Here is a 24,062-nt window from a genome sequence, read left to right as displayed (position 1 = left end):
TGGACTTTCTAGGTAAATTATTCAGAATATTCTATTTTTAACTTCTCTATTATTTTGATATATTGAATATCTCCTAATCCATAGTGTGGAAATAGGGAAAACAATTGCTTTAACAGGTCATTTTGAGATAGATTGAGGTGTTTTTTTATATATGTAGTGATCTCATTCTCTTCCTTTAAATAGTTGAAATATAATTGAATGCCCTGATACATGACAGGTATAAGCGTTGTCTTGGGCAGACGATGGTGCATCAACACCTCTTGATAGACCTCCCCATAAGGTCCAAGTTCTATCTCTGTTTCCTCCACATCATAGGTCATTTCCTTGACCATATAATAATAGACTTTGCCTTGATACCTTTGTTGCTCCAGGAGAGCCAGCACTGTCAGTAAGTTCATCTGACAAAACATATCATCACCAAACCATAAAACGATACATTGATAGTCATTTGTCAATAATGGCTTCAACGAATTTAATGTCACCTGCTCATATTCTTGTAATGCCACCTGATGCCCTGTAGCACGAAGTTTATTAAATTCTTCACTGAAAATCGGACTAGTCGTTGGATTCGCACACATCGCTTCATTGAAAGGTACGTAATCACTATTGCCCATTAATTGCTGTTTGGCAAACTCCTCATACATCATTTGACCATTTAATACATTCAAGATCTCTTGATCGTATTGCGCATTGATCTTCTCTTGTAACGCTTCAATTTTTAATTTCTGAGAAATATCCATTGTAAACCATCCTCCATCATCTTGTAATTTCAACTTTACAAAGGTTTGTAAAGGTTGAGGAGACTTTCTGTAATCATTCGGACTTATACCGAAGTACCTTTTAAAGGCTCTAGAAAAGGATTCCTGTGATGAAAAGCCATAGCGGAAGGCGATGTCGATTATTTTCTCTTGGGGGTCCTTTAATGCAATAGATGCAAGATAGATTTTGCGTAGTGATCTATATTTTTTAATTGTCATCCCGGTCGTCTGATGGAATTTAAAAGAACAATAATAAGGAGAATAGCCCATATTCTTCCCTAAATGCTCTAATGAAAATCCCTCTAATAGGTGACTTTCAATCCAATCAATCATCTCCTGTACGATACTGTTCATCCACATCCCTCCTACTTTGATTATAGTAGAATCGGTAATTGTTTTTATGATATAAGTTGTGAAGGTGCAATAAAAAAACTGTAGCAAGCTTTTGCGCCTGCTACAGTTGAGAGCTTTCTCTAAAAATGGGGGATTTACGCTAGCTTTCAAGTCATGTTCGGTTTCCAATCAAACATTTTTTTGAGCTATCATGAAGTCTTATGGAAAGAAAGTTGGGGATCCTTTCGATCCATTGAAAAATAGAGTCTGTTTACCCTATTCAATGTTTTGGCAAATAGCAATTACCTGTTTCACAGCCTCTGCAGAATGCTGAAGGGCTGTTTGTTCTTCATTTGTTAGGTGCAATTCGATGACAGATTCGATGCCATTGCCACCTAAAATCGTTGGTACCCCTAAAAAGAGATCGTGGTACCCATATTCTCCTTCTAAAAGAGCAATAGAAGGGATAATTTTTCGTTGATCCTTGATAATGATTTCAACCATCTGGGCACACGCTGCGGCTGGTGCATAGTAGGCACTACCATTGCCTAGTAAGCCGACAATTTCTCCGCCACCTTTACGTGTACGCTCGACGATTTGCTGCAGTCGATCCTGAGGAATTAGCTTCTCTAATGGAATGCCGCCTGCATAGGAATAACGGATTAATGGCACCATCTCATCGCCATGTCCACCTAGCACGAAGCCTGATACATCCTCTGGTGCAATGTGAAGCTCCTGCGCAACAAACGTATTGAAGCGAGCAGTATCTAACACACCCGATTGACCAATGATACGATTTTTGGCAAAGCCTGTTTCCTTATGACACACATACGTCATGGCATCAACAGGATTACTCAACACAACAACAATACTATTTGGAGCATAGTGCTTGATTTGTCTTGAAACCTGTTGAATGATTTTGGCATTTGTTGTCACTAAGTCATCACGACTCATCCCTGGTTTACGTGGAATGCCTGCTGTAATGACAACAATATCTGCACCAGCGATATCTTCATATTGACTCGTGCCTTGAATGGACACATTGAATTTTTCGATTGGGCCTGTCTGTAACAAATCCAAAGCTTTCCCTTTTGTCGGGTTCTCGGCTTCTGGAATATCAACAAGGACCACATCGCCTAATTCCTTCTGCGCTAAAAATAAACTCAATGTAGAACCAGTGTGGCCTGCTCCAATTACAGCGATTTTATTTTTACGAAATGCCACTATGCCTCACCTCGGTTATCTGTTGCGGATGTTGCTTCTGTTGTTTTTTTCGCCCGCGTTGCTGCTGGTGCAGAGACAGGCTTTTTCTTTGGTGCCTCTGGTCCTTTAATCATTTTAAAGACATCTTCATCAGGTCTCGGAATGACGTGAGCGCCTAATAATTCACCAACACGCATAGCGGCTGCTTTTCCAGCTTCTACTGCTGCTTGTACAGAACCTACGTCACCCTTCACGACAATCGTCACGATGCCACCATCAACAAATTCTTGTTTGACGATTGTGACGTCTGACGCTTTAATCATCGCATCAGCAGCTTCATAAGAACCAACTAATCCTTTTGTTTCGATCATTCCAATTGCGCTACTCATTGTCCTCACCTCTCATTACTTCCGTAGAATCAATAATACCAATGACAACTGCATCAATCGGTAACGGATTTTCTTTCATAATATAGCGTGATGATCCACCACTTGTAATAAGTACATCATCACCAATACCCGCTCCTATGCGATCAGCTGCAACCATTTCTGTGCGAATCGGCTGTTGATTGGAATCAATTGGTTGAATGATTAGTAGCTTTAAACCATTCAACCCTTCCTCCTTGCGAGTTGCCCATACACTGCCTATCACTCTTCCCATTTGCATGAACTTCACCCTCTTTATGCGACACAGCTTGTCTTACTACTCCGAGCGGATTGTTAATGTTTTATTTAACTCTCGCAGCTTATCATAAGCCAATGCTGTCACAATGGTTTTCTTTGGAACAACAATTTCTTGTGCATCGATATCGAGCACTTCTATTTGTGAAAGTAGCTTTTTGTCATAATGATAGACGGATGGTTGTTCTACTTTCTGTACGACTGGCGACTGCTCTTTCAAAGCGATAGCTGGTTCGCTTACTTGATGATACAAAATTTCTGCAAGTGTTCCTTGTTGAATTAACCCTGCATTTGCTTCATCTGTATCAATATGCATTTCTAAGCGATAGCGCTCTGAAACACGGATAACCACATTTGATAAAATAATCGGGCGAATACCTTCCACCTTGATTTGAACTGATTGTCCATCTACTACTTGGAATCTCGCACTATCCGCTGGGGACATATGAATATGTGCCTGTGCAATAATGAGTCCTTCATTTAACACGACACTCCCCTTTGGACCAATCAATGTAACAGGGCTTGAACCTTGAATATCACCAGATATTCTTAGTGGTGGCTTCAGCCCTAATTTCATCGCATCTGTCCAGCTTACTTCCACTTGGGATAAGGAACGAGCGGGGCCAAGAATACGTACGCGCTCTATCGACCCTTTTGGACCTGCAATCACTACAGTTTCCTCCGCAGCAAATTGCCCTGGTTGTGAAAGCTCAGACTTCGGTGTAAGCTGATAATTTTCACCAAAAAGCTGTTCCACTTCTGCTTGTGCAAGATGGACATGGCGGGCAGATACACCAATCGGAATTTTACCGTCATGTGGAGGGGAAGATTGATTTTTTAAGACTTGTTGCAGAACTTCTTCCACAATTTTTTGCACTAAATTTTCTTGCATCTTGCCTCCTCCTTACGATAATACTTTCATTAATTTACCCTGTGCCTGCTGTTCGATAAAGCCAGCATTTGCTTCATCCGTGTCAATGTGCATTTCCAGACTAAAATCATTGGAAACACGTACAACGACACCTCGAAAAGTGACAGGACGATCACTTACAACTTCCACTGAAACTAATTCATTATTGTGTACTTCCAATGCTTTGGCATCTTCTTCTGTCATATGAATATGTGCCTGTGCAATGATGACCCCCTGCTGGATCTCTAATTCCTTGTCTTGAGAAAGAATTTTAATGCCTGCAGAATTGTCAATATCACCTGATTGCCGTAAAGGAGGTGTCACCCCTAGCTTCATGGCATCTGTACGGCTTACCTCTACTTGGGTTGCTGGTCTTACAGGTCCAAGGACACGGACATTATGAATAATGCCTTTTGGTCCCTCGATAGAGACACGCTCTTTTGCAGCAAATTGCCCTGGCTGTGATAAGTCGAAATCCTTAGTAAGGGTTGCATTTGGACCAAAAAGTGCTTGTAAATCCGCTTCACTTAGATGGATATGACGAGCCGAAATGGCCACTGGAAAAGTTTTTGTTGCTGTTGTCACGTTAGCCACCTCTTTATTTTGTTGATTGATTTTATAAGGACAAGTTGAGAGCTGTTCTAAAGTTAGATCCAGCTCTCATCAGAACATGAAATTATGCTTCTGCTTTTGGTAAAATCATTTCTAATTCGTGGTGTGGACGTGGAATTACATGAACTGATAATAGCTCTCCTACACGTTGTGCTGCTGCTGCCCCTGCATCTGTTGCTGCTTTTACTGCACCTACATCGCCGCGTACAAGAACTGTCACGATACCGCCACCAACATGTACTTTTCCTACTAAATTAACGCTTGCTGCCTTTACCATTGCGTCTGCTGCTTCAATTGCTCCTACTAAACCTTTTGTTTCTACCATTCCTAATGCTGTACTCATTTGTCATTCCTCCAAATTATTTATTTTGTAATGTGATTTGTTTTAATACTTGATCGACAATTTGTTGAACCATCGTTGTGTCTAGAGCAGGCTCTTGTGAGACTACCGACTCGACAACGGACTGTACTTCAAATTCTGGTTTTGGCACTTCGACATCTTTAATGCCATACGCCATACGTTTGATATTTAATAAATGTCTTGCTGTAATGTTATCTGACGTAATATTGCCGCCAAATGTACCACAGCCTAATGTAAAGGATGGCGCTAAGCCCGTTGTGCCACCTACTGCACCGATAGATGATAATGTATTGACCACAATGCGTGATACTGGTAATTCAACGGAAAATTGCTCTGCTAATGCTGCATTTTCAGTGTGAATGGAGCATGTATGTCCGCGTCCTCCAATATTTAGCAGGTCAATCATCACCTGCTTGGCTTCTGTACTGTTTTCAACAACATAAAGTGCAAAGATTGGTGATAGTTTTTCAAGAGAAAACGGAATATTTTTACCAATCATTGTTTCGAAGCCCACAAGAACTTTTGTATCGTCTGGAACCGTAATACCAACAGAATCAGCTAGGCAAGTAGCTGATTTACCGACAATCTGTGGATTTACTTTCCCTGGAACTGGCGAAATCAATTTTTCCATTTTAGCTTTTTCTTCAGCATTTAATAGATAGGCACCGTTTTTCTTTAATTCTGTTTGCACTTGCTCTGCAATCGCCTTATCGACAATAATGGCTTGCTCTGTTGCACAGATTGTGCCATTATCGAACGATTTACTTTGCACCAATTGACGTACAGACTTTTGAATAGTAGCCGATTTTTCAATGTAAGCTGGTACATTTCCTGGTCCTACCCCATAGGCAGGTTTGCCAGAGCTATAGGCCGCCTTGACCAATGCACCACCACCCGTAGCTAAAATTAAATGAATGTCTGGGTGCTTCATTAGCTGCTGTGTTGCTTCCATGGAGGACATTGTTAAACATTGTAGTAATCCTTCTGGCGCACCTGCTTTTTCAGCAGCTACTCGACAAATATCTAAAGCCTCTTTTGTACATTTCACTGCATATGGGTGTGGACTAAGCACTAAACCATTTCTCGTTTTTAAAGAAATAAGCGTTTTAAAGATGGCTGTAGAGGTTGGATTTGTTGTGGGTACAATACCAGCAATGACACCGAAAGGACTTGCAATTTCGGCTACTTTTTTCATCCGATCATAGCCCACAATACCAACTGTTTTTAAGTCTTTAATATCTTCATAGACATCTCGTGAAGCCACTTCATTTTTCATCTTTTTATGGTTGGGAATACCCATCCCTGTTTCTTGCACAGCCATTTTTGCTAAACGATCTGCTTCCTTAAAGGCAGCATCCGCAACAGCCTTTACAATGGTGTCTACTTGTTGCTGAGAAAATTGCATGTAGGCAGCCTGTGCTGTATTAGCATGTTTAACGGCATCTCTCATTTCCTGAATCGCTAATAAGTCTTTGTCTAATGTGGCCATAAAGCCGCCTCCTTTCTAGATCACTGGGTTTCTAGCTATATTTTCAATAGCTTCTCTGAATGCATGTGCTGCAGCCTCGCATGACGATTGACTGCCCGTTAATAAGCCACCACCAAAATTGGTTTCAGATGGAGGACCAAAGAAAACCTTTAACTCAACATCTGCCGCCTTTAATGCTGCATCTAATCCAACCACTGCCTCAAGTGGCGGTGCGATTAAATAAGCAAGTGGTGTGCCAGCCTTTACATCTGCAAGCTCAGCAAGATACGTCCCACAGCTTGCCACGGTATGGGCAAACAAGGCATGATTGTCATTATTATTAATGGCTTCAAAATACGTATCAAATTCGATTTTTTGTTGAATAGCATCAAGACCACTACGAATTTCATCAGGTGAGCTTCCAGCGATGATGCCAATCACTTCACCCGACAATGGACCAGACGCATGTGCCGCTCCCGCATAAAAGCTTTTTGCATAGACAACATCGACATCTGCCTTTTTTGTCGCCTCATCTAAGGCAACATACCCAACATCGTCAATTGTCAGTGTGACAAGCCCAATACTATGATGATGTGGCTTTAAATCTAACTGCTCTGCTAGTTCACTGTTGACTCTTGGAATGGTTTGCATCGCCAAGATTTGAGCCATAATTTTTTGAGGATACATATTTCAGCCCCCTAACCTTCTTTTGCGACAAGCTCTACGCCACTTGCCTGATAATGCAGGATTTTTTCTACGACTGTTCCAAGATAAGCTCCCGCTTCTAATGGTGGGATACCACCCTTATGGATGTTTGAAATCACCATACGTTCCGCTTCCACTGTCCCAATTCTTGGCTTGAAACATAAATATGCACTCATCGATTCTGCGGATACGAGCCCTGGACGCTCACCAATTAGGTAAACAATAACCTCTGCCTGTAGCAGTTCACCAATCTCATCCATTAAAGCAACACGGCCTTTATCAATATAGAATGTTGTACCGATGTCAATATTTAAATTGCCAAGACTTTGCTGTAGGGCTAAGTAGACATCTTGTACATTTTCCTCAATCGCACTCGCACTTAAGCCATTCGAGATAATTATCTGTACTTTGGGCTGTGGTTTACATTTTTGCTGAATCAATGTCTTTGATTCCTCTGATAAACGACGGCCTAAGTCAGGTCTTGTAATGTATTCCTCTTTATCCGTGACTTTCGTTGTTACCTGAAAGACATCAAGCTTTTGTAAAAGATCTTCAGACACTTCGCCATACACAGCATCTACCGCAGCAGCATGATCGAGTCGGAATTTTAACCATGTTTTCGTTTTCGGTCTTGTCCCAGCTCTCCCTACACCAATGCGAGCAGGTGTATGTTTTTTAGCAGCCTGCACACTTTCCGTTACTGCTTCTGCCTCAAACTGAAAGGGCTTGATTGGCACAGCTTCGTTTAATGGCTGGTCGAAAGTGACAGAAGCAAGCGTTGTTACTTGCTGTGGAGCTCCATGCTGATATAGCTGAATTAATGGCTCCTGTGATGTTGCTGTAGCTTCTGTTGTTCCTGAAGAACGATTTTCTACTGTATCATAAAACTTAATAAGTGGTTGTTCTGTTGGAGTAGCTGCCACTTCAGGTGCTTGGCTACCTGTATTTTTCTCCATCTTCTCCATGACAAGCTGTGTAATCATAGAAACTAATTGATCATTCACTTGACTCACCTACCTTTCAAAAATGGATAAATCGCCGGCTCTTGCTGACAGTCGACCATTTTCATAAATGCCCATTTTCTCTAACCATGCTAAATACTCTGGTGCTGGTTTTTTACCAAATGTTTGGAGTAATGTAGCTACATCATGGAAGCTCATCGATTGATAATTGAGCATCACATCATCGCCCATTGGCGCAGCAATAATAAAGTTAACGCCAGCTGCTGTTAGCAATACACTTAAATCTTCCACATCATTTTGGTCTGCCTTAATATGGTTGGTATAGCAAATATCTACCCCCATAGGAATGCCATGCATTTTGCCCATGAAATGATCTTCGAGACCTGCTCGAATGACTTGTTTATTGTTGTATAAATATTCTGGGCCGATAAAGCCCACTACTGTGTTCACAATATAAGGATTAAAATGTCTTGCAAATCCATAATTGCGAGATTCCAAAGTTACTTGGTCAATGCCCATATGTGCCTCTGCCGATAGCTCTGAGCCTTGGCCTGTTTCAAAGTAGAATAAATTTGGACCAGTACCTGTTCCTTGTTTTTTTATTAGCTCCTCTGCTTCTCTTATTAAATCAGCAGAAATACCGAACGAACGGTTAGCAATTTCTGTCCCTGCGATACTTTGGAAAATCATATCCGCTGGGGCGCCCTGTTTAATCGCCTTCATCTGTGTTGTAATATGAGCTAATACACAGTTTTGCGTAGGAATGGACCAATCATTGATGAATTCTTTTGTAGCCGTAAGTACTTTTTTAACACTTTCAACTGAATCATCTACAGGATTAATGCCGATAACAGCATCCCCAATACCATAAGACAATCCTTCTTTTAGAGAGGCGATGATGCCATCAATATTGTCTGTTGGATGGTTTGGCTGAAGGCGAGAAGACAATGTCCCTTTTTGGCCAATCGTAATATTACACGTTGATAGTATTTCGACTTTATTGGCTGCATGAACAAGATCTAAATTGGACATTAGCTTTGTAACAGCGGCAATAATCTCCGAATTCATTCCTTTACTTAAACGCTTTAATTCACGATCACCTGTGTCATTCGATAAAATGTATTCACGCAGCTGCTCGATGCTCCAGTTTTTGATTTCTCCATAGATTTGCTCATTAATATCGCCCTCAATAATGCGTGAAACCTCATCATTTTCTTGCGGCACTAATGGATTTTCTCGGATATCTTTTACTAAAAGCTCACTTAATACAGCCTTCGCTGCGATTCGTTGTTGAACCGTCTCAGCGGCAATACCCGCTAGCTGATCGCCTGATTTTTCTTCATTGGCCTTGGCCATAACATCTTTTAATGATTTAAAATTATATTTTTCTCCACCAAATATCACCGATAAGTTCACATTCATCCTCCTTACTTTGAATGGAAGGCAAGGGTCTTCACCACAACAGGAACAACGCCAGATGGCAGAACCTCTCCAATGTCGATGTAATCACCTGTTTCCACTTTAATTTGATCGATGCAAATAATTGGCACTGTCGCATTAATAGCTTGTATGGTTTGTCCAATAATTTTTGCGTAATCTGATTGAATGACTATGATAATTGGTATGTCCTTAGAGCATCTTGTTGCCAAATGTTGCAGAATGGCCTGACACAATGCATGTACATCCTGAAAGCTTAAATACGGCAATTCACTAAAATAGAGTGCAAATGGTGAACGATTGTCCTGTATAGAAAATAAATCATCTGCTCTCTCTACGGCTGTCTTCACTGTCGTGTTAAAGTCTGTAGACATATCCATATAGCAATTGAAGACTGGTACATTTTTTAGTGGTAACACATGAGCATCCACCTGAATGGTTGCCCCACTAATTTCAGTGGTTTGTGTACCAGCACCAGTCACTGTTGCCCGCGCTGTTTCCTCTGGTCGTAGCCATAAAAATGATTGTAGCTGTTCTTGCTGTAATAGCATCTTCGCTAATCTTTCACCAATATCATCATATTGGCGCTGTGTACATTCATTTTCATAAATACAAGAGGCCACACCACCTGTAAAAACGATGGCATCCACAGGTTTATGCCAGTTTGGTAAATGCCCTAGTAATAATGGATGCTTTTCATCTGTGCATTGTCCATGAAGAATCATGGCAAGTGTTTGCACCATTTCTTCAATACAAAGTGTTACTCGATAATCTTCGGCCGCATCACCGACCGCTAACGGATTAGCCCATCGTTCCATCAATCGCATGAGTGGCGGAGAAATTGATTGAATCTTGCCATCCTTAAATTCAATCAATCTACCACCAACATGTAAGGTACATGTACCAATGACCTCTCCAAATTGCATAACAGCAATATTCGCTGTCCCTCCACCAATATCAATATTGGCGATGACTTTGGATGAATTCTTTGATTGCTGTAAAGTACCTGCTCCTTTGGCAGCAATGATGCCCTCTAAATCAGGACCTGCGGTAGCAACTAAAAAATGACCTGCGCCATCTGCAATGGTATGGACAACTTCACTTGCATTTTCCTTCGTGGCTGATTCACCTGTAATGATAATGGCCCCTGTTGCAATATCAGATGGAGCAATTTGTGCCAATTGATACTGTTGGGAAATAAATTCCTCAATCTTTTTCATATCAATGATGTCTTTATTAATAAAAGGTGTTTTGATAATTGGACTTTGATGCAACACCGTTTTCTCAATAATTTCAATCCTTGGCACATGGGTTACGCCAGCCACATTCTTTAACAGAAAACTACTGACGACCATTTTTGTGGTACTTGTCCCAATATCAATGCCTGCACTAAATATTTTTTCAGTTTTCACCCTACACCTCCCTCTCGCTACTGTGAGCAATACATGAGATACGGACTATCGTGATCCTTGACAAATTGACGAATTTCTTCATGTGTCTTGCGTTGAATCAATGGTTCAATCAATTCAATGCCAAGCTTCTGCCATGAAGAGGTTTTCACGATAGGGCCCTGCGTCATAACATTTTTTAATAAGGCGATAGCCCTTTCAACATCGGCATCAGGGGCATCAATCTTGGTAATCACACCTATTTGTATTTTGGGAATCCCTAAGCTGAATTGCGGAGGGAATACACTCCTTGCTGATGTGGCATCCTGCAAGTAAATCACATGGGTTACTTCCAGCGATGTTGCCATAATATTTCTGTAATACATTGGATTTTCAACATATTCACCTGGTGTATCAACAATCCAGTCATCATAAACGAGTGCTTGTGTTTTGTTGGCACTGCTTTCTTTGCCCAACAATGTATTCATCAATGTTGACTTTCCTGCTTGCACACCGCCTATTATCATTACTCGATTTTTCATATGACACATCCTATGATTTCGTTATTTTTGAAGGTGTATAGCCTAATACCTCGGATAAAAAACGATTGATTTCTAACATCGCCATTTCTACCTCTGACACACTACCTACAATAACGAGACTACCTGTAAAACGATCTAAAAACCCTAGTTTGACATTGGCTGCCTTTGTCGCTAAATCTCCTGCGATAATTACCGTTTCACTTGGCGTACAGGTCATAATGCCAAGGGCACCCGCATCTTGGATACCCAGCTTTTGAAACATTTCTGGATCAGGATTGGCAATAAGGTGACTCAATGTTAGCTGTTTACCCGGCACAAACTCCTGAATAAATCGTTTTTTCTCTTCACTCACACGTCATCACCTCACTTTTTCTTCGTTATGATTTTTGATCTGTTAAATATTCGCCTTCTTTAATAATGCCTGCCTTGCGATCCTCAATTTCTAGCCTTAATGCAGTTGGTACTGAAAGCTTATAGGCTAAAATAATTGCAATCACACCCGCTAAAAACTTCCCTGCGATAACAGGTAAAATAATGGTTGGCTGGAAGTTAGCCGTGAATGATAAGTGATCACCTAATAAGAAGGCAGAACATACACCAAATGCAATGTTAATCACTTTATCTTTTGGTGGCATATGGCGAATCAGTGTAAACATCGCTAAAATATTCGCAATCGTTGCTAGAATCCCCGCACTTCCTACAGAGGATAAGCCTAATTTTTTCCCAGCCGCTTCAAGTGGCTTGGAAGCATACTTTCGAATTAAATACACCATTGGGAAGGCACCCGCTAGCATAATCCCGATATAACCGGCTGTTTCTAATGCTCGGAACTGGTCGATTTCATCAGCCATGATTGGATCGAAGCCCCACGCGCCAAAAATCTTTGTAAAAATACCTGTAAAAATCTCCACAATAGAGAACACTAACACCAATTTAATTCCCGCATCCATGACACGACCGAATACCATGAAGCCAGTAATCATGCCGTTTGGAATAAGCTTTAAGCCTAGTGCGATTAAGATAACGAAAATGAATAACGGTAGTAAGTTAATTAATATTTGTAAAACAGAAATGGCAAATACATATGTAGGAGCCTCTGTTGTACTAATGACTTCACGTACTTCTGTGTTGAATAGCACAATCATGATTGAAGAAATAAATGCACCAATCGGAATTGTTAATACGCCAGCCATAATACCTAGCGCCATATATTTATGATCACGCTTATCCAACATCGCAAGGCCCATTGGAATCGAGAATACAATGGTAGCACCTGACATAAAACCAACAACAAGAGCCATTACCCATCCCTCATAAGACTCCTTTAACGCATTGGCTAATTGGTAACCACCCATGTCCGAAGCTAAAATTGTTGTCGCTGCAATCGCAGGATCTGCACCAATTAACTCAAAAATCGGACTAATAAAATGACTAATAAACCATGTTAAGTAAGGTATAGCTGCCATGATCCCTGCTGCTGGGACAAAAATATGACCAACCGTATGGATCCCATTCATAAATTCTTTCCCAATTCCATACTCAGCATCTCGGATAGCTCCGATTGCCCCTAAAATAGCACAAATCATAATAATATAAACGATAACCGTTCCTATCATTGCCATCTTACTCATCACCCCTTTTTTATTTATAAATTTATATAAAAAAAGGCACTTTAAAGAAGAAATCTCTTTAAAGCGCCTTTGCTTCAACTATTGACTTGTAAGTTGTTAATAATTTGCTGTGCAATGTGCACCATTTCCTGTTGTGTTTGCATACTTTCATTGCGGATCTTACGGTAAGCCTCGTCCTCGCTTATATTTTCAGCCTGCATAAGCAAGCCCTTTGCTCGTTCAATGACTTTCCGCTTATCTAATTGTGTTTGCTTATGTAAGATCTCTCCATTGAGACGGTTGAATTTATCAATTTGATGAAAAGCAACCTCTAGCACAGGCAACACATTTTTTTCAGAAAACGGTTTCATTACATATCCTAATATATTATCCTGCTTCATGTATAGCAACAATTCTTTTTCACTATAGGCCGAGATGAAAAGAACGGGTATACCAAGCTGTTGTTCAATAATTTTACTTGCCTTTAAACCGTCAAGTTTAGGCATTTTAATGTCCATTAAGATTAACTGCGGTTTATGTAAAAAGGCTAATTCAATGGCAGTTTCACCATTGTTCGCTTGAGCTACAACTTCGTAGCCGTTATCTTCTAACATAAACTTCAAATCAATCGCAATCAGTGATTCATCTTCGACAATCATAACTTTCCTAGTCATTTACGATAAATACCTCCTCACTTACAGGGAACTGAATTTGAGTATGTGTACCTTCATTACTAGGGATAATGGAAAATGAGCCAGCTAAATCATATTCTACAAGCCTTGTGATAATCTCCATACCAAAAGATGCCTTCACCTCTTGCATTCCAACGCCGTTGTCAGAAATATGAAGCGAAATTGTAGAATCTTCCTGAATGAATTGAATATCGATGATTCCTTCATCACGTCCGATAAACGCATACTTTAATGCATTTTGCAGTAGCTCACAAATAATGAGTGCTAAAGAGACTGCCTTTTTCGAATGGCAGAATAGCTGCAAATTTTCATGATGAAAGGCTAGTTGAATAGTTGCTGTATTAGACGTACCAATCATTTTATGACCAATTTTTTTAGCTAATGCGATAACATCTACTCTTTCTTCAGCGTTATCTTCATTTTCTAAAATCAGCTCATAAACCGATGAAATACTATAGATTCGATTTAATGCCTCTTGAAAAGCACTTGCATTCGATGCAGACAGATCATTTCGCATTTGCAAACGTAATAGGCTTGTCACTGTCTGAAGATTATTTTTCACGCGGTGGTGAATTTCTCGTATCGCAAATGTTTTCATCATTAGCTCATTTTCTTTCAGCTTAAGCTCTGTTAGATCATGAATAATGAGTAGTGTGACCTTCTCGTTATAACTGCGAATTGGAATTTTCTTTACAATAAAGGATTTACGATCAATCGTAATTTCTAGGAAAAAGACATCGTCGCCTTTATCATAGACTTCCTGTAAAAAAGGTAAGATTTTATCCAATGCTACATTGTCAAAGTTTTCTAATCCAGATAGCTCCGAAATAAAATGATAGCCAGCAGGATTACTGTAAATTACTTTATTTTCGTGATTTGTGAGAATAATCGACTCTACGAGTAAATCTGAAACAACTGGAATCGGTTGAGAATTAGGTTCAACAATATGTTCAATTAAAGCAAAAGGCATATTTTGAAAATCATCTTTCGGTGTCGTTTGCATCTTCACCATTTTTTCCTGAATTAACACGGCAATTACTTGCTGTTGCTCATTAAAAATCGGAAGCACATTTTGCTCTACCGTAATGCCTTCCTGCGTAATCGCTCTGGTAATGGATGATTTTTCTTTATGTTTAAACGCAGCAAATACAGCTGGTTCAAAACTTTCAAATACGAATTTTCCGATAACTGATTTTTCGTATAAACCAATCTCTTTCTTCGGGAATGCCTCTGCCACAACAATCGCATGCGGTAAATTCTCCAACAGGCAATCTATGAACATATAACAATCAGTCAACTCAGCATAATACGTTAGCGTAGCCTCTATTTCTATTAACTTGTCAATATCCGTTGCCGATAGATTTGTATATTTTCTACACAATGATTGAATGTTCGACAGGTTTAAGCCCCCTATCATGGAATAGTCAGCAAGCAATTTGACTATTCTTAAAAATTCTTGTCATTATTATAAACCTTTTGTGAAATTATTTTCAATACAAAAAATATATTCTTCCACAAGATTTCGTTGCATTACAAAGAACTATATAGCTTAAAAGAGAAATATTCAACAGTTTTTTAAAAACCAATAATTTAACTACGCCCATAATGTTATTTCAAAATAATAAAAAGCGAGCTTGCATTTTGAGCAAACTCGCTTTTTTCTACTTAATTTCTGGTACAACCGCTAATATATTTTCAAAGGCTGCACGCTGTTTTTGCTCGTCTTCATTTAACAAAATGTGAATATCACCATGGTCATTTGATGTACGAATTAAGCGTCCCATCCCTTGCTGCAAGCGCAATTGCATGAAAGGTAATTCCACTTCCTCAAATGGGTTTTCGGCAAATGTACGTTTTGCATCAAATAATGGGTCCTGTGGAGGAAACGGTAAATCATAAATAATCACACGTGTTAATGCTTCCTCAGGTAAATCTAGCCCTTCCCATAAATGATATGAGCATAATGTTTTAACTGTTCCTTGCTGGAAATCTCGAACAATGGCTGATAGCTCTCGATCTCCTTCGAATGCTACATACATACGTTCCATTAGCGGTAATTCTGCCTTGAAGTTTAGCATGGCTTGCTTCGACTTAAATAAAATCAATGTTTGTTCGCCATCACGTAGCAATTGCTGAACACGCGCTGTTTTGTCACGTTGCGTAAGCTCATGTAAATAGATTTTCATAACCTCTTCATAATCGAATGGAGATGGCACAGAAAATGATTGGTAATCTCGAATTCCTAAACTATAGGCAATATAAGAAAAGTCTTTATTGACCGATAGCGTGGCTGAAGAAAAAACGATTGGAAGCTTTTTAGAGAATAACTTTTCTGCTAAAACTTCTGTGATTAAACGAGGCATAATCACGAGTGTTTCTTCACCATCTGTCTCCTCTAACCAATCCACTGCATCTCCTTGTGCGATAAAAATACGTAAAGAAGCCTCATATTGTTCTAAATATTCTTCTGCCATATTTAACTCATATTCAGGGATCATGTACATTTCTGATTCAAAGACGAATTCTTCCATCAATGTTTCTACATCATTTATTAACTGCTTTCCATAAGCCAGCAGTGTTTTTGATTTGTTTATACGTTTACGATCTTCATTGGAAGCAACGATATCATCACGAAGTTGATCAAAAAATAGCTCATGATCATCCTGTAATTTCTCCATCGCATACAGTGTACGTTCACGTACGCCATCTACCATCAAGCGCTCCAATAATTGCACAATAGTCGTCGCCTGCACTTTATACGTCATCGCTTTTTGTGCAGCATACTCCAGTAAATGCCCTTCATCCAGCACCATTATTGATACTTCTGGCAGTAAAGCAAGCTGACCTTCACGCTCACGAGATTCCTTTGTAGCTAAATGCTCCATTAAAAAATCTTGCGAACAAATAACAAGATCCGTTGATTTTCGGTAATGAGAACGGTGCAATGTTTGCCCACAGCGATTACGCAGATCACAAACCGAGCATTGCATAATCGAATTGTAATTAACCTTTTGCCAATCCTCATCACTGACAGTCGGATAATCACTGCGTTCCCCATATGGATGAACAGCAATCATCGAACCTTGAGCATAAACACCATCAGGGATAGAAAAGGCAATATCGTCAATCCATTCATCCGACTCCACTTTCTCCGCTTCCTCAAAGCGTTTTAAGCACAAATATTGATCTCTCGATTTTGCTAGACGAACATCAATATCAAGCCCTAACGTTTTTTGAAGTTTATAAATATCGCCCCCCTCTTTTACAAGTTGGTCGATTAATGTTTCATCTGCACAAGCAATCAATGCTGGTTTCCCTGTGTAACGCGCATAAGAGATAGCTGGAAGCAAATAAGCGATCGTTTTGCCAGTTCCTACTCCTGCCTCTGCGAAGAGAACATTTTTTTCTTTTAGTGCTTGTTCTATTTGATAGGCCATAAAAATTTGCTCATCACGGCATTCAAAGCCCTTTTCAGGTAATTCATCATAAAGGACATCGCCCATCCAGTCACCTAATGATTCAAAAAATGAACGGTCCTTTGATAATGCAAATGGTAAAGATTTACGCAATTGATGTTCCCCCTCTAACGATCTGGTGCTATTATACGCGACGAAACGGAAGATAAGAAAAAATCTTATCTTCCGTTACTATTCGTTAATCTCTTTTAGACTTTTGACCCCAGAACTGATAATAATTTGTTTCAATAAAACCATTAAATAATTTACGTTTTTTCGTCGCTTGGCGTCCATATAATTCTTCAAAATTTTTCATGGAGGATAGCATATATACAGACCAAGTTGGATAGTTTTTCATCACCTTACCGACGTCGCGGATCACCTGTTCCACGACTTCAACATCACCAATACGTTCTCCGTACGGTGGATTCCCAATCATGACACCATCCATTAACTGTGTTGTAAAATCACGTGCTTGCATTTGCTTAAACGTAATTAACTCTCCAAAGCCTGCTTCCACTGCGTTTTCTTGCGCAATGCTGATCATGCGGTGATCGATATCGGAACCGATAATTTCTAACGGCTGATCATAGTTCGCTAAACTTTCCGCCTCATCACGAACCGTATCCCAGATTGCAGCTTTCATCCATGGCCATTCCTCAGAAATGAATTCACGGTTATAGCCTGGTGCTATGTTTTGTCCAAACATCGCCGCTTCCAATGCAATGGTACCAGAGCCACAGAATGGGTCAACAAATGGACGATTTGGATTCCATTTTGAAATTTGTACAAGTGCAGCTGCTAATGTTTCTTTTAAGGGTGCCTCACCTTGTACCTGACGATAGCCACGTTTATGTAAGCCAGCACCAGATGTATCAATCGTTAGTGTCGCCACATCTTTTAAAATTGAAACCTCTATTTTGTAAGTTGCTCCAGATTCATCTAAAAAGCCAAGTCGCTTGTAATGCTGTTTCATTCGTTCTACGATTGCTTTTTTAGTAATGGCTTGGCAATCTGGTACACTAAATAATTTCGATTTTACGGACTTTCCTGAAACAGGAAAAGCAGCATCCACTGGTAGGTATTTTTCCCAAGGGAGTGCCTTAACACTTTCAAATAATTGTTCAAATGATTTTGCCGGGAATTGTCCAACGACAATCTTTACACGATCCGCTACACGTAGCCATAAATTGGTACGTGCAATAGCCGTTTCATCGCCTTCAAAATATACTTTGCCATTGTCAACGGTTGTTTCATAGCCAAGTGCTTTTACCTCTTGTGCCACAATAGCTTCTAAGCCCATTGCTGACGTAGCTACTAATTGATAGTTTGCCATAGATTATTTCCTTCCTTGATGCTCAATTTCCCAATACTCCATAAACTCCATCAGTTCGTTTAACGGGAGTGGTTTGCTGTAATAATAGCCTTGGATAATATCACAGTTCATTTTACGTAGTATATCCACTTGTTGTGCTTGTTCTACACCTTCAGCAACAACTTTCATTTTTAGGCGATGGGACATTTGAATAATCGCATCTACAACTGCCTGTTTTTCATCGAGTGATCCAATATGCTGAATAAAGCTTCGATCAATTTTTAAACAATCTAATGGGAAGCGAACTAAATAACTTAAGGACGAATAGCCTGTCCCAAAATCATCGATTGAGATTTTAAAGCCTAATTGTTTCAAACGAACCAATTTACTGACAGTTTCGTTGGCACTGTTCATCACCGTTCGCTCCGTCACTTCTATTTCAAAATTGTTGGCTGGCATATTATAGCGCTCTAATATGGTTTGGATTGACTCCAAAAAATTCTGCTGTTTAAAGTGAATGCTCGAAATATTAATGGCGACAGGTGTTTTCCAACCATGTTGTTGCATTTGGATCACTGCCTCACATGCTTTTTCGATAATGAGCTCACTTAATGGAATGATTAGACCTGTATCCTCCGCATAAGTAATAAACTCCGCAGGCGACACAAAGCCTAGCCTCTCGCTATTCCAGCGGACTAGTGCTTCTAAACCTTGAATTTGCTCATTTTCCATAGAAACCTTTGGCTGAAAATACAGCTCAAATTCACGGTTTTCTATTGCTCTTCTTAACTCAGAATCTAGCAATAGTACTCGTTGTGCATCTGTTTGCAGTTCATCAAAATAAAATGAATAGCCGTTCAATTCATTCTTTTTTGAATAAGTCATTGCCCTATCTGCACAATTGATTAGTTCTTCTGTGTTTTTACTATCAACTGGAAAAACGCTAATACCAATACTTGTAGAAATAAAAACTTCCTGATCATTAATCATCATCGGTTGTTCGATACTACTAATAATTTGTTCAGCGAATTTTGCAGCTTCTTTGACATTTTTCACATTGGTTAATGTAATGACGAATTCATCTCCGCCATATCTTGCAATAATGTCTTTATTTTTCAGTAATTTTTTTAGACGATTTGCTACTTCTATTAAAATTGAATCTCCAACAGCATGGCCTAATGTATCATTAATTTGCTTAAATCGATCCAAATCTAAGAAATAGATCGCATGCTGCACTGAATGAGAAATAGCAGAAGTCGATTCTAAGAGATTATCCATTCTTTCAATATAGGCAAAACGATTGGATACATCTGTTAATGAATCCGTGAGCAAACGCTTTTCTAATTCATTTTCTACTATTTTTCTTTCAGACAAATCTGTGAAAATACCACAGTAATTTGTAACCTCACCCTCATCGTTGGTTACACAAACAATTGTTAACCATTCAGGATATACGTCTCCAGTTTTACGACGATTCCATATCTCACCTTGCCAAATGCCTTCTTGTCGTATCTGCTCCCACATCTCTAAATAGAACGGCAATTCATGTACACCAGATTGTAAAACGGCTGGCGTTTTGCCAACCACATCATCACATGTATAGCCTGTCACAAATTCAAAGGCAGGATTAACCATTACTATTTTTTTGTATTCATCAGTAATCATGATACCTTCAGATACATTTTCGAAGATTTTAAGTATTAAGGTAGTCGGATATTTAGCTATTAATTTCAGTTTATCCGTACTTTCCCAATTGTTTACTCCGTTCATGTTTCCGCTCCATCCTATCTCTCTATACTCCCCCTCAGAAGGGCATTTACGTCAGGCCAATCGTTATGTAATCTATTACGCTCGGCGTAATTGTCGCTGACGCTTCGCTTTCGCGCAGATAAACAATGCGTCCAGATTTTTTGAACTTGCTCAAAAAGCGTCTCACGTAAATCTGTGACAATCGCCAGAGGCATTCTCTTGATGAACAGGGTACAATCATCTCTCCAGTTCGAATGATGGTCGCCTTTTGTACCAGGCATTTTGCTTACAGTACAAAACAATCAAGATCAATACATCACATTAATGCGATAACCGTTTTCAGATGTTGTGACTTAGAAGCGGTAGCGATACTTCTCAAACGTATAGCGCATACCAAGACTTGATTAACAAGGTTACTTTTTCCTCATGAACTCAAAATAAAAGCTCTCCACCGAATTGGAGAGCGCTTGTTATTTCGTAGATAAGCATCAAAAAATTCCATAAGCCATGTTTTGTTCCTGAGTACTCAAACAGCTTGCGCCTCGTACGATCAGGTGGTAATCATCTATCTACAGAGCAAACTCTGTCCCTCTATCCGTTTAATTCCTTCTAGAGAGTGCCCCTACCATAATTTGGGTTTCTCACTCGTGGGGTTTACCTCGTTCCACCTTGCAAGTTTCCAAGCAAGCTTCGTCACTGTGGCACTTTCAGGAAGTGTCAACCATATCCAAAGGACTTAGGTTTTCCTTCCGCCGTCAGCCTTATCAGCTGCCTTACCTTATTTTTTCAGTAAGCACGAACACTACGACCATCTCAGAACCGTGTGAGCATGGACTTTCCTCTACGACGTCTAGCGCCGCAGCGATTACCAGAATTTCATGATGATACGAAAGATTATACTAGAGTTTTATGTTAAATACAATATAATTGACTAAAATTATTCGTATAACTTGCTACCAAATACATGTTTCTCTAAATTAGAAAGACGTTTTAAAATATCAAAATTCGTTGTACCAGCTGCCGCTGAAGCAACCGGCTGTCTCTTAGGTGTACTTTCAATTTCTTCTTTTAATTGTCTATTTTCTTCACGTAGTTGGGCCACCATTTTTTCAAACGTTTCATAGTCTTGAATAATTTCATCAAGAAAAGAATCTACTTCTTCTACATTGTAGCCTTTAAAGTTCTTTTTAAATTCCTTTTCAAGGATCATTTTTGACGTTAATTTAATGTCCATTCACATCGCCCTTCCTCACACTACATACACGAATACATTATAGCATACTTCATCACATTATATCGTCTGTAAACACTAATTGTAAGGCTAAACTTGTCGTTTCACGCGCTTTCCCAGGAAATTATTTCTTATTTCCTAGTCTGTGCAATCTCTTTTCCCAAGAAATTCCCCATTTTTGTTTTTGTTCTACTCTCCATTGCTCATGATTTTGAATGAGACGTATGCCTTCTTGCGTATAATAAAGGGCCTGCTCATAATCTTTCATTTGGTGCTCATAAAGTATGGCTAGCTGCTCAAGGGCATGTAACTTTGTTCTTGCTTCAACAAAATGGAGAGACGCCACAAATGAGTCAATGGCCTCACTATAACGTTTACTCTTTTTGTGCTGTAGTGCTAAATAGTATTGAGCATGGCCCGCTTCTAGTGCATCAAATTTCGCTGTCACCTTTTCTAAAACTCTCACGCTTTGAGTGCTTTGTTTTAAATCACCATACCATTTCCCAATATTCGTAAAAGTTTTTGCTGATTCTTCCTGGTCCTGTTCAAACAATAAATGCGTAGAATGACTATAAAGTGTGATGAGTGACAGTAAATCCCACTCATTATGATGCAAAACCTTCATAAGAGCATCTGGTATGCCACTTTTCACGGCATCTAAATAAATAATAGGCGCGAGATGACCTGGAATATCCCCTATACGAGAAAAACCAAGCTTTTCTTCCTCGACAGATTTTAATTTTAAGCGCTCCATATCATTTTTCCATAAACGCTTGGAACTATGCAACAAATCGATCTGTCGCTGAGATCGTAATTTAGGTAACGTTTTTTGATGTAGGGTCCATCGTGTTTCAAGCTGTGGCCAATCAAAGCTTTTCCCATTATAGGTAATTACAGTAGCTGACTTTTGCCAAAGCTTGGATTCAAACAAGAAAGCTGCCTCATGTGCAGGATCAGCCATAATATATTGTGTTAGGATGAAGGATTCCTCAGCTACCTCTAAAAATCCAAGCAAAAAAATATGGGTCCCGACACCCTTTAAGCCTGTCGTTTCCGTGTCAAAAAATAATACAGACTCTTCCATATCGAGTGCATAAGGGTGGTCAAACTCAGCGCCTTGCCATTTTTTCAGGGCTTCAAAGAATGATTGCAGTTGATAATGTCCATGCTGATAACTAAACGGATAGCTTACTTGACGCTTAAATACGATGCCAAAATCATTTTCAACAACCGTTAGTCCCGCCTGTTTCCATTGCTCTGTATAGCTAGGACAAGTAGGTTTTTGGAATGCTGGTGCTTCAACCTTTTGTTTAGCAGTCATTGTTTTTTTTCCAAGCATTTTTTTCATTTGTAATATTTTATTTTCGTAAGACATGAATTTCACTCATTTTCTGCTTATAGTATAAGACCTCTCTCTTGCAAGAGTAACATGATTGTTAACCCCATTCAAAGTCATTACGTCTAGTTTTTTCACGCCAAGGAGCAGAAGCTAACCATGCTATCCGCAAAATCGAGATAAAAAACTCAATGGGAAAAATCCCACTGAGTTTCTACCTGTATCACTTTCAATTAAATACATATTCTTCAATTTGCTGTAACCAATCTGACGCGCTTTCCTGCTGGTTATCTTCTGTATAGCATTCTACATTATTGAGGATAATAATGGTAAAATCAGTCTCTACATAACGGCATAACATCGTAGAGTAACCTGGCCAACCACCACTATGAAATACTTTTTTTCCTGTTTTTGGTGATTGATCAATGAACCAACCAAAGCCACATGGTGTTTTTTGGCCATCCTTTGTTACAGTTGCAGACATAGCCAATTCTAGTGATGAAGCACAAAGCAAATGACCATTTTTAAGCGCTCTATCAAACGAAAGTAAGTCCATTATCGTTGAATGAATCATTCCATCCCCTTGGATTCCGTCTAAATAGTTCACAAATTCATAACTTGGAAGTTCGTCAGGCAAGGAAAACAACGCACGTTTCACATCATGGATATAGCCAAAAGCAAAATCCTCAACATATTCAGGCTGATATCTGCGATTCATGACCCTTGTTCGTTGCATGGCTGACGGTTTAAATATATGGTGTAACATGAACGTGGCATAGGACATACCTGATACTTCTTCAATGACCATCGCTAGGCAAACATAGCCTGTATTACTATATTGATATTTTTCACCAGGGTCAAAATTGAGCTGTGGTCTATGTTCGGTTAGTAACCGGAGTACATCTGTATTTGTTGCAATACAACGATGATCCCAGTGTCTTTCGAATAATTCCATATAATCTGGCAATCCCGATGTATGTGTTAGTGCATGTCGTAAAGTAATGGTTGCATAGGGAAATGAGGGAATCCATTTCTGGATAGTGTCATCATAATTAAGTTTCCCTTGCTCCTCAAGAATCATAATGCCAATGGCTGTCATTGGTTTCGTAACGGAAGCTAATTCAAATAAGGAATCTTCGGAAAGCTTCTTGCCATTATGGTAGTTTGCTAAACCAAATGTACCTATATAAAGAGGTATACCTTCCTTTGCTACTAAAATATTGCCTGAGAAAAGCCCTTGTTCAAATTTTTGCATAAATAATTGATCAAGTTTCTCTGATAATTTCACACAATCGCTCCTTATCACCTTTACGTA

Annotated in this window: 23 protein-coding genes and 1 other RNA gene; all 24 read right to left on the bottom strand. The window is 39.5% G+C overall.

Going from position 1 to position 24,062, the window contains the following annotated elements:
* Positions 1–17: 17 nt before the first annotated feature.
* The 24 genes from MHB65_RS08575 to MHB65_RS08460 all read right to left on the bottom strand — a co-directional run bounded on the left by MHB65_RS08575 (position 18) and on the right by MHB65_RS08460 (position 24,035).
* Positions 18–1,112: an AraC family transcriptional regulator gene (locus MHB65_RS08575; protein WP_342443122.1), complete on the bottom strand. Its 1,095-nt coding sequence runs from the start codon at positions 1,110–1,112 to the stop codon at positions 18–20.
* A gap of 255 nt (positions 1,113–1,367) precedes the next feature.
* Positions 1,368–2,315, bottom strand: coding sequence for a malate dehydrogenase (mdh, locus tag MHB65_RS08570; RefSeq protein WP_342443121.1), 948 nt, complete (start codon positions 2,313–2,315; stop codon positions 1,368–1,370).
* On the bottom strand, positions 2,315–2,683 hold the full coding sequence (locus MHB65_RS08565; RefSeq protein WP_205442524.1) for a BMC domain-containing protein: 369 nt from the start codon (positions 2,681–2,683) through the stop codon (positions 2,315–2,317). Before MHB65_RS08565 ends, mdh begins: the two co-directional genes overlap by 1 nt.
* Positions 2,676–2,960 (bottom strand): EutN/CcmL family microcompartment protein, encoded by a 285-nt coding sequence (locus MHB65_RS08560; RefSeq protein ID WP_036118365.1) that lies wholly within the window; start codon positions 2,958–2,960, stop codon positions 2,676–2,678. Before MHB65_RS08560 ends, MHB65_RS08565 begins: the two co-directional genes overlap by 8 nt.
* A gap of 36 nt (positions 2,961–2,996) precedes the next feature.
* Positions 2,997–3,866, bottom strand: a complete 870-nt coding sequence (locus MHB65_RS08555) for a phosphate propanoyltransferase (RefSeq protein WP_205442523.1) — start codon at positions 3,864–3,866, stop codon at positions 2,997–2,999.
* Between the two features lie 12 nt (positions 3,867–3,878).
* Complete coding sequence (locus tag MHB65_RS08550) at positions 3,879–4,469, bottom strand: phosphate propanoyltransferase (protein ID WP_342443120.1); 591 nt, start codon at positions 4,467–4,469, stop codon at positions 3,879–3,881.
* Positions 4,470–4,560: 91 nt separating this feature from the next.
* The gene (locus MHB65_RS08545; RefSeq protein WP_004269321.1) at positions 4,561–4,839 is read right to left on the bottom strand and encodes a BMC domain-containing protein; all 279 of its coding nucleotides are present in this window, start codon (positions 4,837–4,839) and stop codon (positions 4,561–4,563) included.
* A 16-nt stretch (positions 4,840–4,855) separates the two neighbouring features.
* Positions 4,856–6,346: an aldehyde dehydrogenase family protein gene (locus MHB65_RS08540; RefSeq protein ID WP_342443119.1), complete on the bottom strand. Its 1,491-nt coding sequence runs from the start codon at positions 6,344–6,346 to the stop codon at positions 4,856–4,858.
* A gap of 15 nt (positions 6,347–6,361) precedes the next feature.
* Entirely contained in the window at positions 6,362–7,012 is a 651-nt protein-coding gene (gene eutL / locus MHB65_RS08535) for an ethanolamine utilization microcompartment protein EutL (protein WP_342443118.1), read from the bottom strand.
* A gap of 11 nt (positions 7,013–7,023) precedes the next feature.
* Positions 7,024–8,034, bottom strand: coding sequence for an ethanolamine ammonia-lyase subunit EutC (gene eutC, locus MHB65_RS08530; RefSeq protein ID WP_342443117.1), 1,011 nt, complete (start codon positions 8,032–8,034; stop codon positions 7,024–7,026).
* A 9-nt stretch (positions 8,035–8,043) separates the two neighbouring features.
* Positions 8,044–9,414, bottom strand: a complete 1,371-nt coding sequence (locus MHB65_RS08525; RefSeq protein WP_008176446.1) for an ethanolamine ammonia-lyase subunit EutB — start codon at positions 9,412–9,414, stop codon at positions 8,044–8,046.
* 5 nt (positions 9,415–9,419) lie between these two features.
* Positions 9,420–10,841: an ethanolamine ammonia-lyase reactivating factor EutA gene (locus tag MHB65_RS08520; protein WP_342443116.1), complete on the bottom strand. Its 1,422-nt coding sequence runs from the start codon at positions 10,839–10,841 to the stop codon at positions 9,420–9,422.
* A gap of 17 nt (positions 10,842–10,858) precedes the next feature.
* Complete coding sequence (locus MHB65_RS08515; RefSeq protein WP_342443115.1) at positions 10,859–11,359, bottom strand: EutP/PduV family microcompartment system protein; 501 nt, start codon at positions 11,357–11,359, stop codon at positions 10,859–10,861.
* Between the two features lie 10 nt (positions 11,360–11,369).
* The gene (locus MHB65_RS08510) at positions 11,370–11,711 is read right to left on the bottom strand and encodes a BMC domain-containing protein (RefSeq protein WP_155592892.1); all 342 of its coding nucleotides are present in this window, start codon (positions 11,709–11,711) and stop codon (positions 11,370–11,372) included.
* A gap of 25 nt (positions 11,712–11,736) precedes the next feature.
* Complete coding sequence (gene eutH, locus MHB65_RS08505; RefSeq protein ID WP_205442508.1) at positions 11,737–12,981, bottom strand: ethanolamine utilization protein EutH; 1,245 nt, start codon at positions 12,979–12,981, stop codon at positions 11,737–11,739.
* Between the two features lie 83 nt (positions 12,982–13,064).
* Positions 13,065–13,643, bottom strand: coding sequence for a response regulator (locus MHB65_RS08500; protein ID WP_004269312.1), 579 nt, complete (start codon positions 13,641–13,643; stop codon positions 13,065–13,067).
* Positions 13,636–15,078: a histidine kinase N-terminal domain-containing protein gene (locus MHB65_RS08495; RefSeq protein WP_205447374.1), complete on the bottom strand. Its 1,443-nt coding sequence runs from the start codon at positions 15,076–15,078 to the stop codon at positions 13,636–13,638. The genes MHB65_RS08500 and MHB65_RS08495 overlap by 8 nt, the downstream gene beginning before the upstream one ends.
* Positions 15,079–15,322: 244 nt before the next feature.
* Complete coding sequence (locus MHB65_RS08490) at positions 15,323–17,230, bottom strand: ATP-dependent DNA helicase (RefSeq protein ID WP_342443114.1); 1,908 nt, start codon at positions 17,228–17,230, stop codon at positions 15,323–15,325.
* An 85-nt stretch (positions 17,231–17,315) separates the two neighbouring features.
* Complete coding sequence (locus MHB65_RS08485; protein ID WP_342443113.1) at positions 17,316–18,452, bottom strand: class I SAM-dependent RNA methyltransferase; 1,137 nt, start codon at positions 18,450–18,452, stop codon at positions 17,316–17,318.
* A gap of 3 nt (positions 18,453–18,455) precedes the next feature.
* Positions 18,456–20,201 carry a GGDEF domain-containing phosphodiesterase gene (locus MHB65_RS08480; protein ID WP_205442504.1) on the bottom strand — a complete coding sequence of 582 codons (1,746 nt, stop codon included), beginning with the start codon at positions 20,199–20,201 and terminating at the stop codon, positions 18,456–18,458.
* A 475-nt stretch (positions 20,202–20,676) separates the two neighbouring features.
* Positions 20,677–21,057, bottom strand: an RNA gene (rnpB, locus tag MHB65_RS08475) — RNase P RNA component class B.
* A gap of 60 nt (positions 21,058–21,117) precedes the next feature.
* Positions 21,118–21,414: a cell division regulator GpsB gene (gene gpsB, locus MHB65_RS08470; RefSeq protein ID WP_205442503.1), complete on the bottom strand. Its 297-nt coding sequence runs from the start codon at positions 21,412–21,414 to the stop codon at positions 21,118–21,120.
* 121 nt (positions 21,415–21,535) lie between these two features.
* Positions 21,536–22,786 (bottom strand): ribonuclease H-like domain-containing protein, encoded by a 1,251-nt coding sequence (locus tag MHB65_RS08465; RefSeq protein WP_342443112.1) that lies wholly within the window; start codon positions 22,784–22,786, stop codon positions 21,536–21,538.
* A 190-nt stretch (positions 22,787–22,976) separates the two neighbouring features.
* Entirely contained in the window at positions 22,977–24,035 is a 1,059-nt protein-coding gene (locus MHB65_RS08460) for a serine hydrolase domain-containing protein (protein ID WP_342443111.1), read from the bottom strand.
* Positions 24,036–24,062: the final 27 nt, after the last annotated feature.

The sequence above is a fragment of the Lysinibacillus sp. FSL K6-0075 genome, assembly GCF_038592945.1.
In the GTDB taxonomy this organism is placed as follows: Bacteria; Bacillota; Bacilli; order Bacillales_A; family Planococcaceae; genus Lysinibacillus; species Lysinibacillus fusiformis_F.
This window is presented reverse-complemented; position numbering and strand designations above follow the sequence as displayed.

Excerpts from the sequence above, each read along its gene's own strand:
- MHB65_RS08575 (WP_342443122.1), bottom strand. The coding sequence starts at position 1,112 with ATGAACAGTATCGTACAGGAGATGATTGATTGGATTGAAAGTCACCTA.
- MHB65_RS08565 (WP_205442524.1), bottom strand. The coding sequence starts at position 2,683 with ATGAGTAGCGCAATTGGAATGATCGAAACAAAAGGATTAGTTGGTTCT.
- MHB65_RS08560 (WP_036118365.1), bottom strand. The coding sequence starts at position 2,960 with ATGCAAATGGGAAGAGTGATAGGCAGTGTATGGGCAACTCGCAAGGAG.
- MHB65_RS08555 (WP_205442523.1), bottom strand. The coding sequence starts at position 3,866 with ATGCAAGAAAATTTAGTGCAAAAAATTGTGGAAGAAGTTCTGCAACAA.
- MHB65_RS08545 (WP_004269321.1), bottom strand. The coding sequence starts at position 4,839 with ATGAGTACAGCATTAGGAATGGTAGAAACAAAAGGTTTAGTAGGAGCA.
- MHB65_RS08540 (WP_342443119.1), bottom strand. The coding sequence starts at position 6,346 with ATGGCCACATTAGACAAAGACTTATTAGCGATTCAGGAAATGAGAGAT.
- eutL (WP_342443118.1), bottom strand. The coding sequence starts at position 7,012 with ATGTATCCTCAAAAAATTATGGCTCAAATCTTGGCGATGCAAACCATT.
- MHB65_RS08525 (WP_008176446.1), bottom strand. The coding sequence starts at position 9,414 with ATGAATGTGAACTTATCGGTGATATTTGGTGGAGAAAAATATAATTTT.
- MHB65_RS08515 (WP_342443115.1), bottom strand. The coding sequence starts at position 11,359 with ATGAAAAATCGAGTAATGATAATAGGCGGTGTGCAAGCAGGAAAGTCA.
- eutH (WP_205442508.1), bottom strand. The coding sequence starts at position 12,981 with ATGGCAATGATAGGAACGGTTATCGTTTATATTATTATGATTTGTGCT.
- MHB65_RS08500 (WP_004269312.1), bottom strand. The coding sequence starts at position 13,643 with ATGACTAGGAAAGTTATGATTGTCGAAGATGAATCACTGATTGCGATT.
- MHB65_RS08495 (WP_205447374.1), bottom strand. The coding sequence starts at position 15,078 with ATGATAGGGGGCTTAAACCTGTCGAACATTCAATCATTGTGTAGAAAA.
- MHB65_RS08485 (WP_342443113.1), bottom strand. The coding sequence starts at position 18,452 with ATGGCAAACTATCAATTAGTAGCTACGTCAGCAATGGGCTTAGAAGCT.
- MHB65_RS08480 (WP_205442504.1), bottom strand. The coding sequence starts at position 20,201 with ATGAACGGAGTAAACAATTGGGAAAGTACGGATAAACTGAAATTAATA.
- gpsB (WP_205442503.1), bottom strand. The coding sequence starts at position 21,414 with ATGGACATTAAATTAACGTCAAAAATGATCCTTGAAAAGGAATTTAAA.
- MHB65_RS08465 (WP_342443112.1), bottom strand. The coding sequence starts at position 22,786 with ATGTCTTACGAAAATAAAATATTACAAATGAAAAAAATGCTTGGAAAA.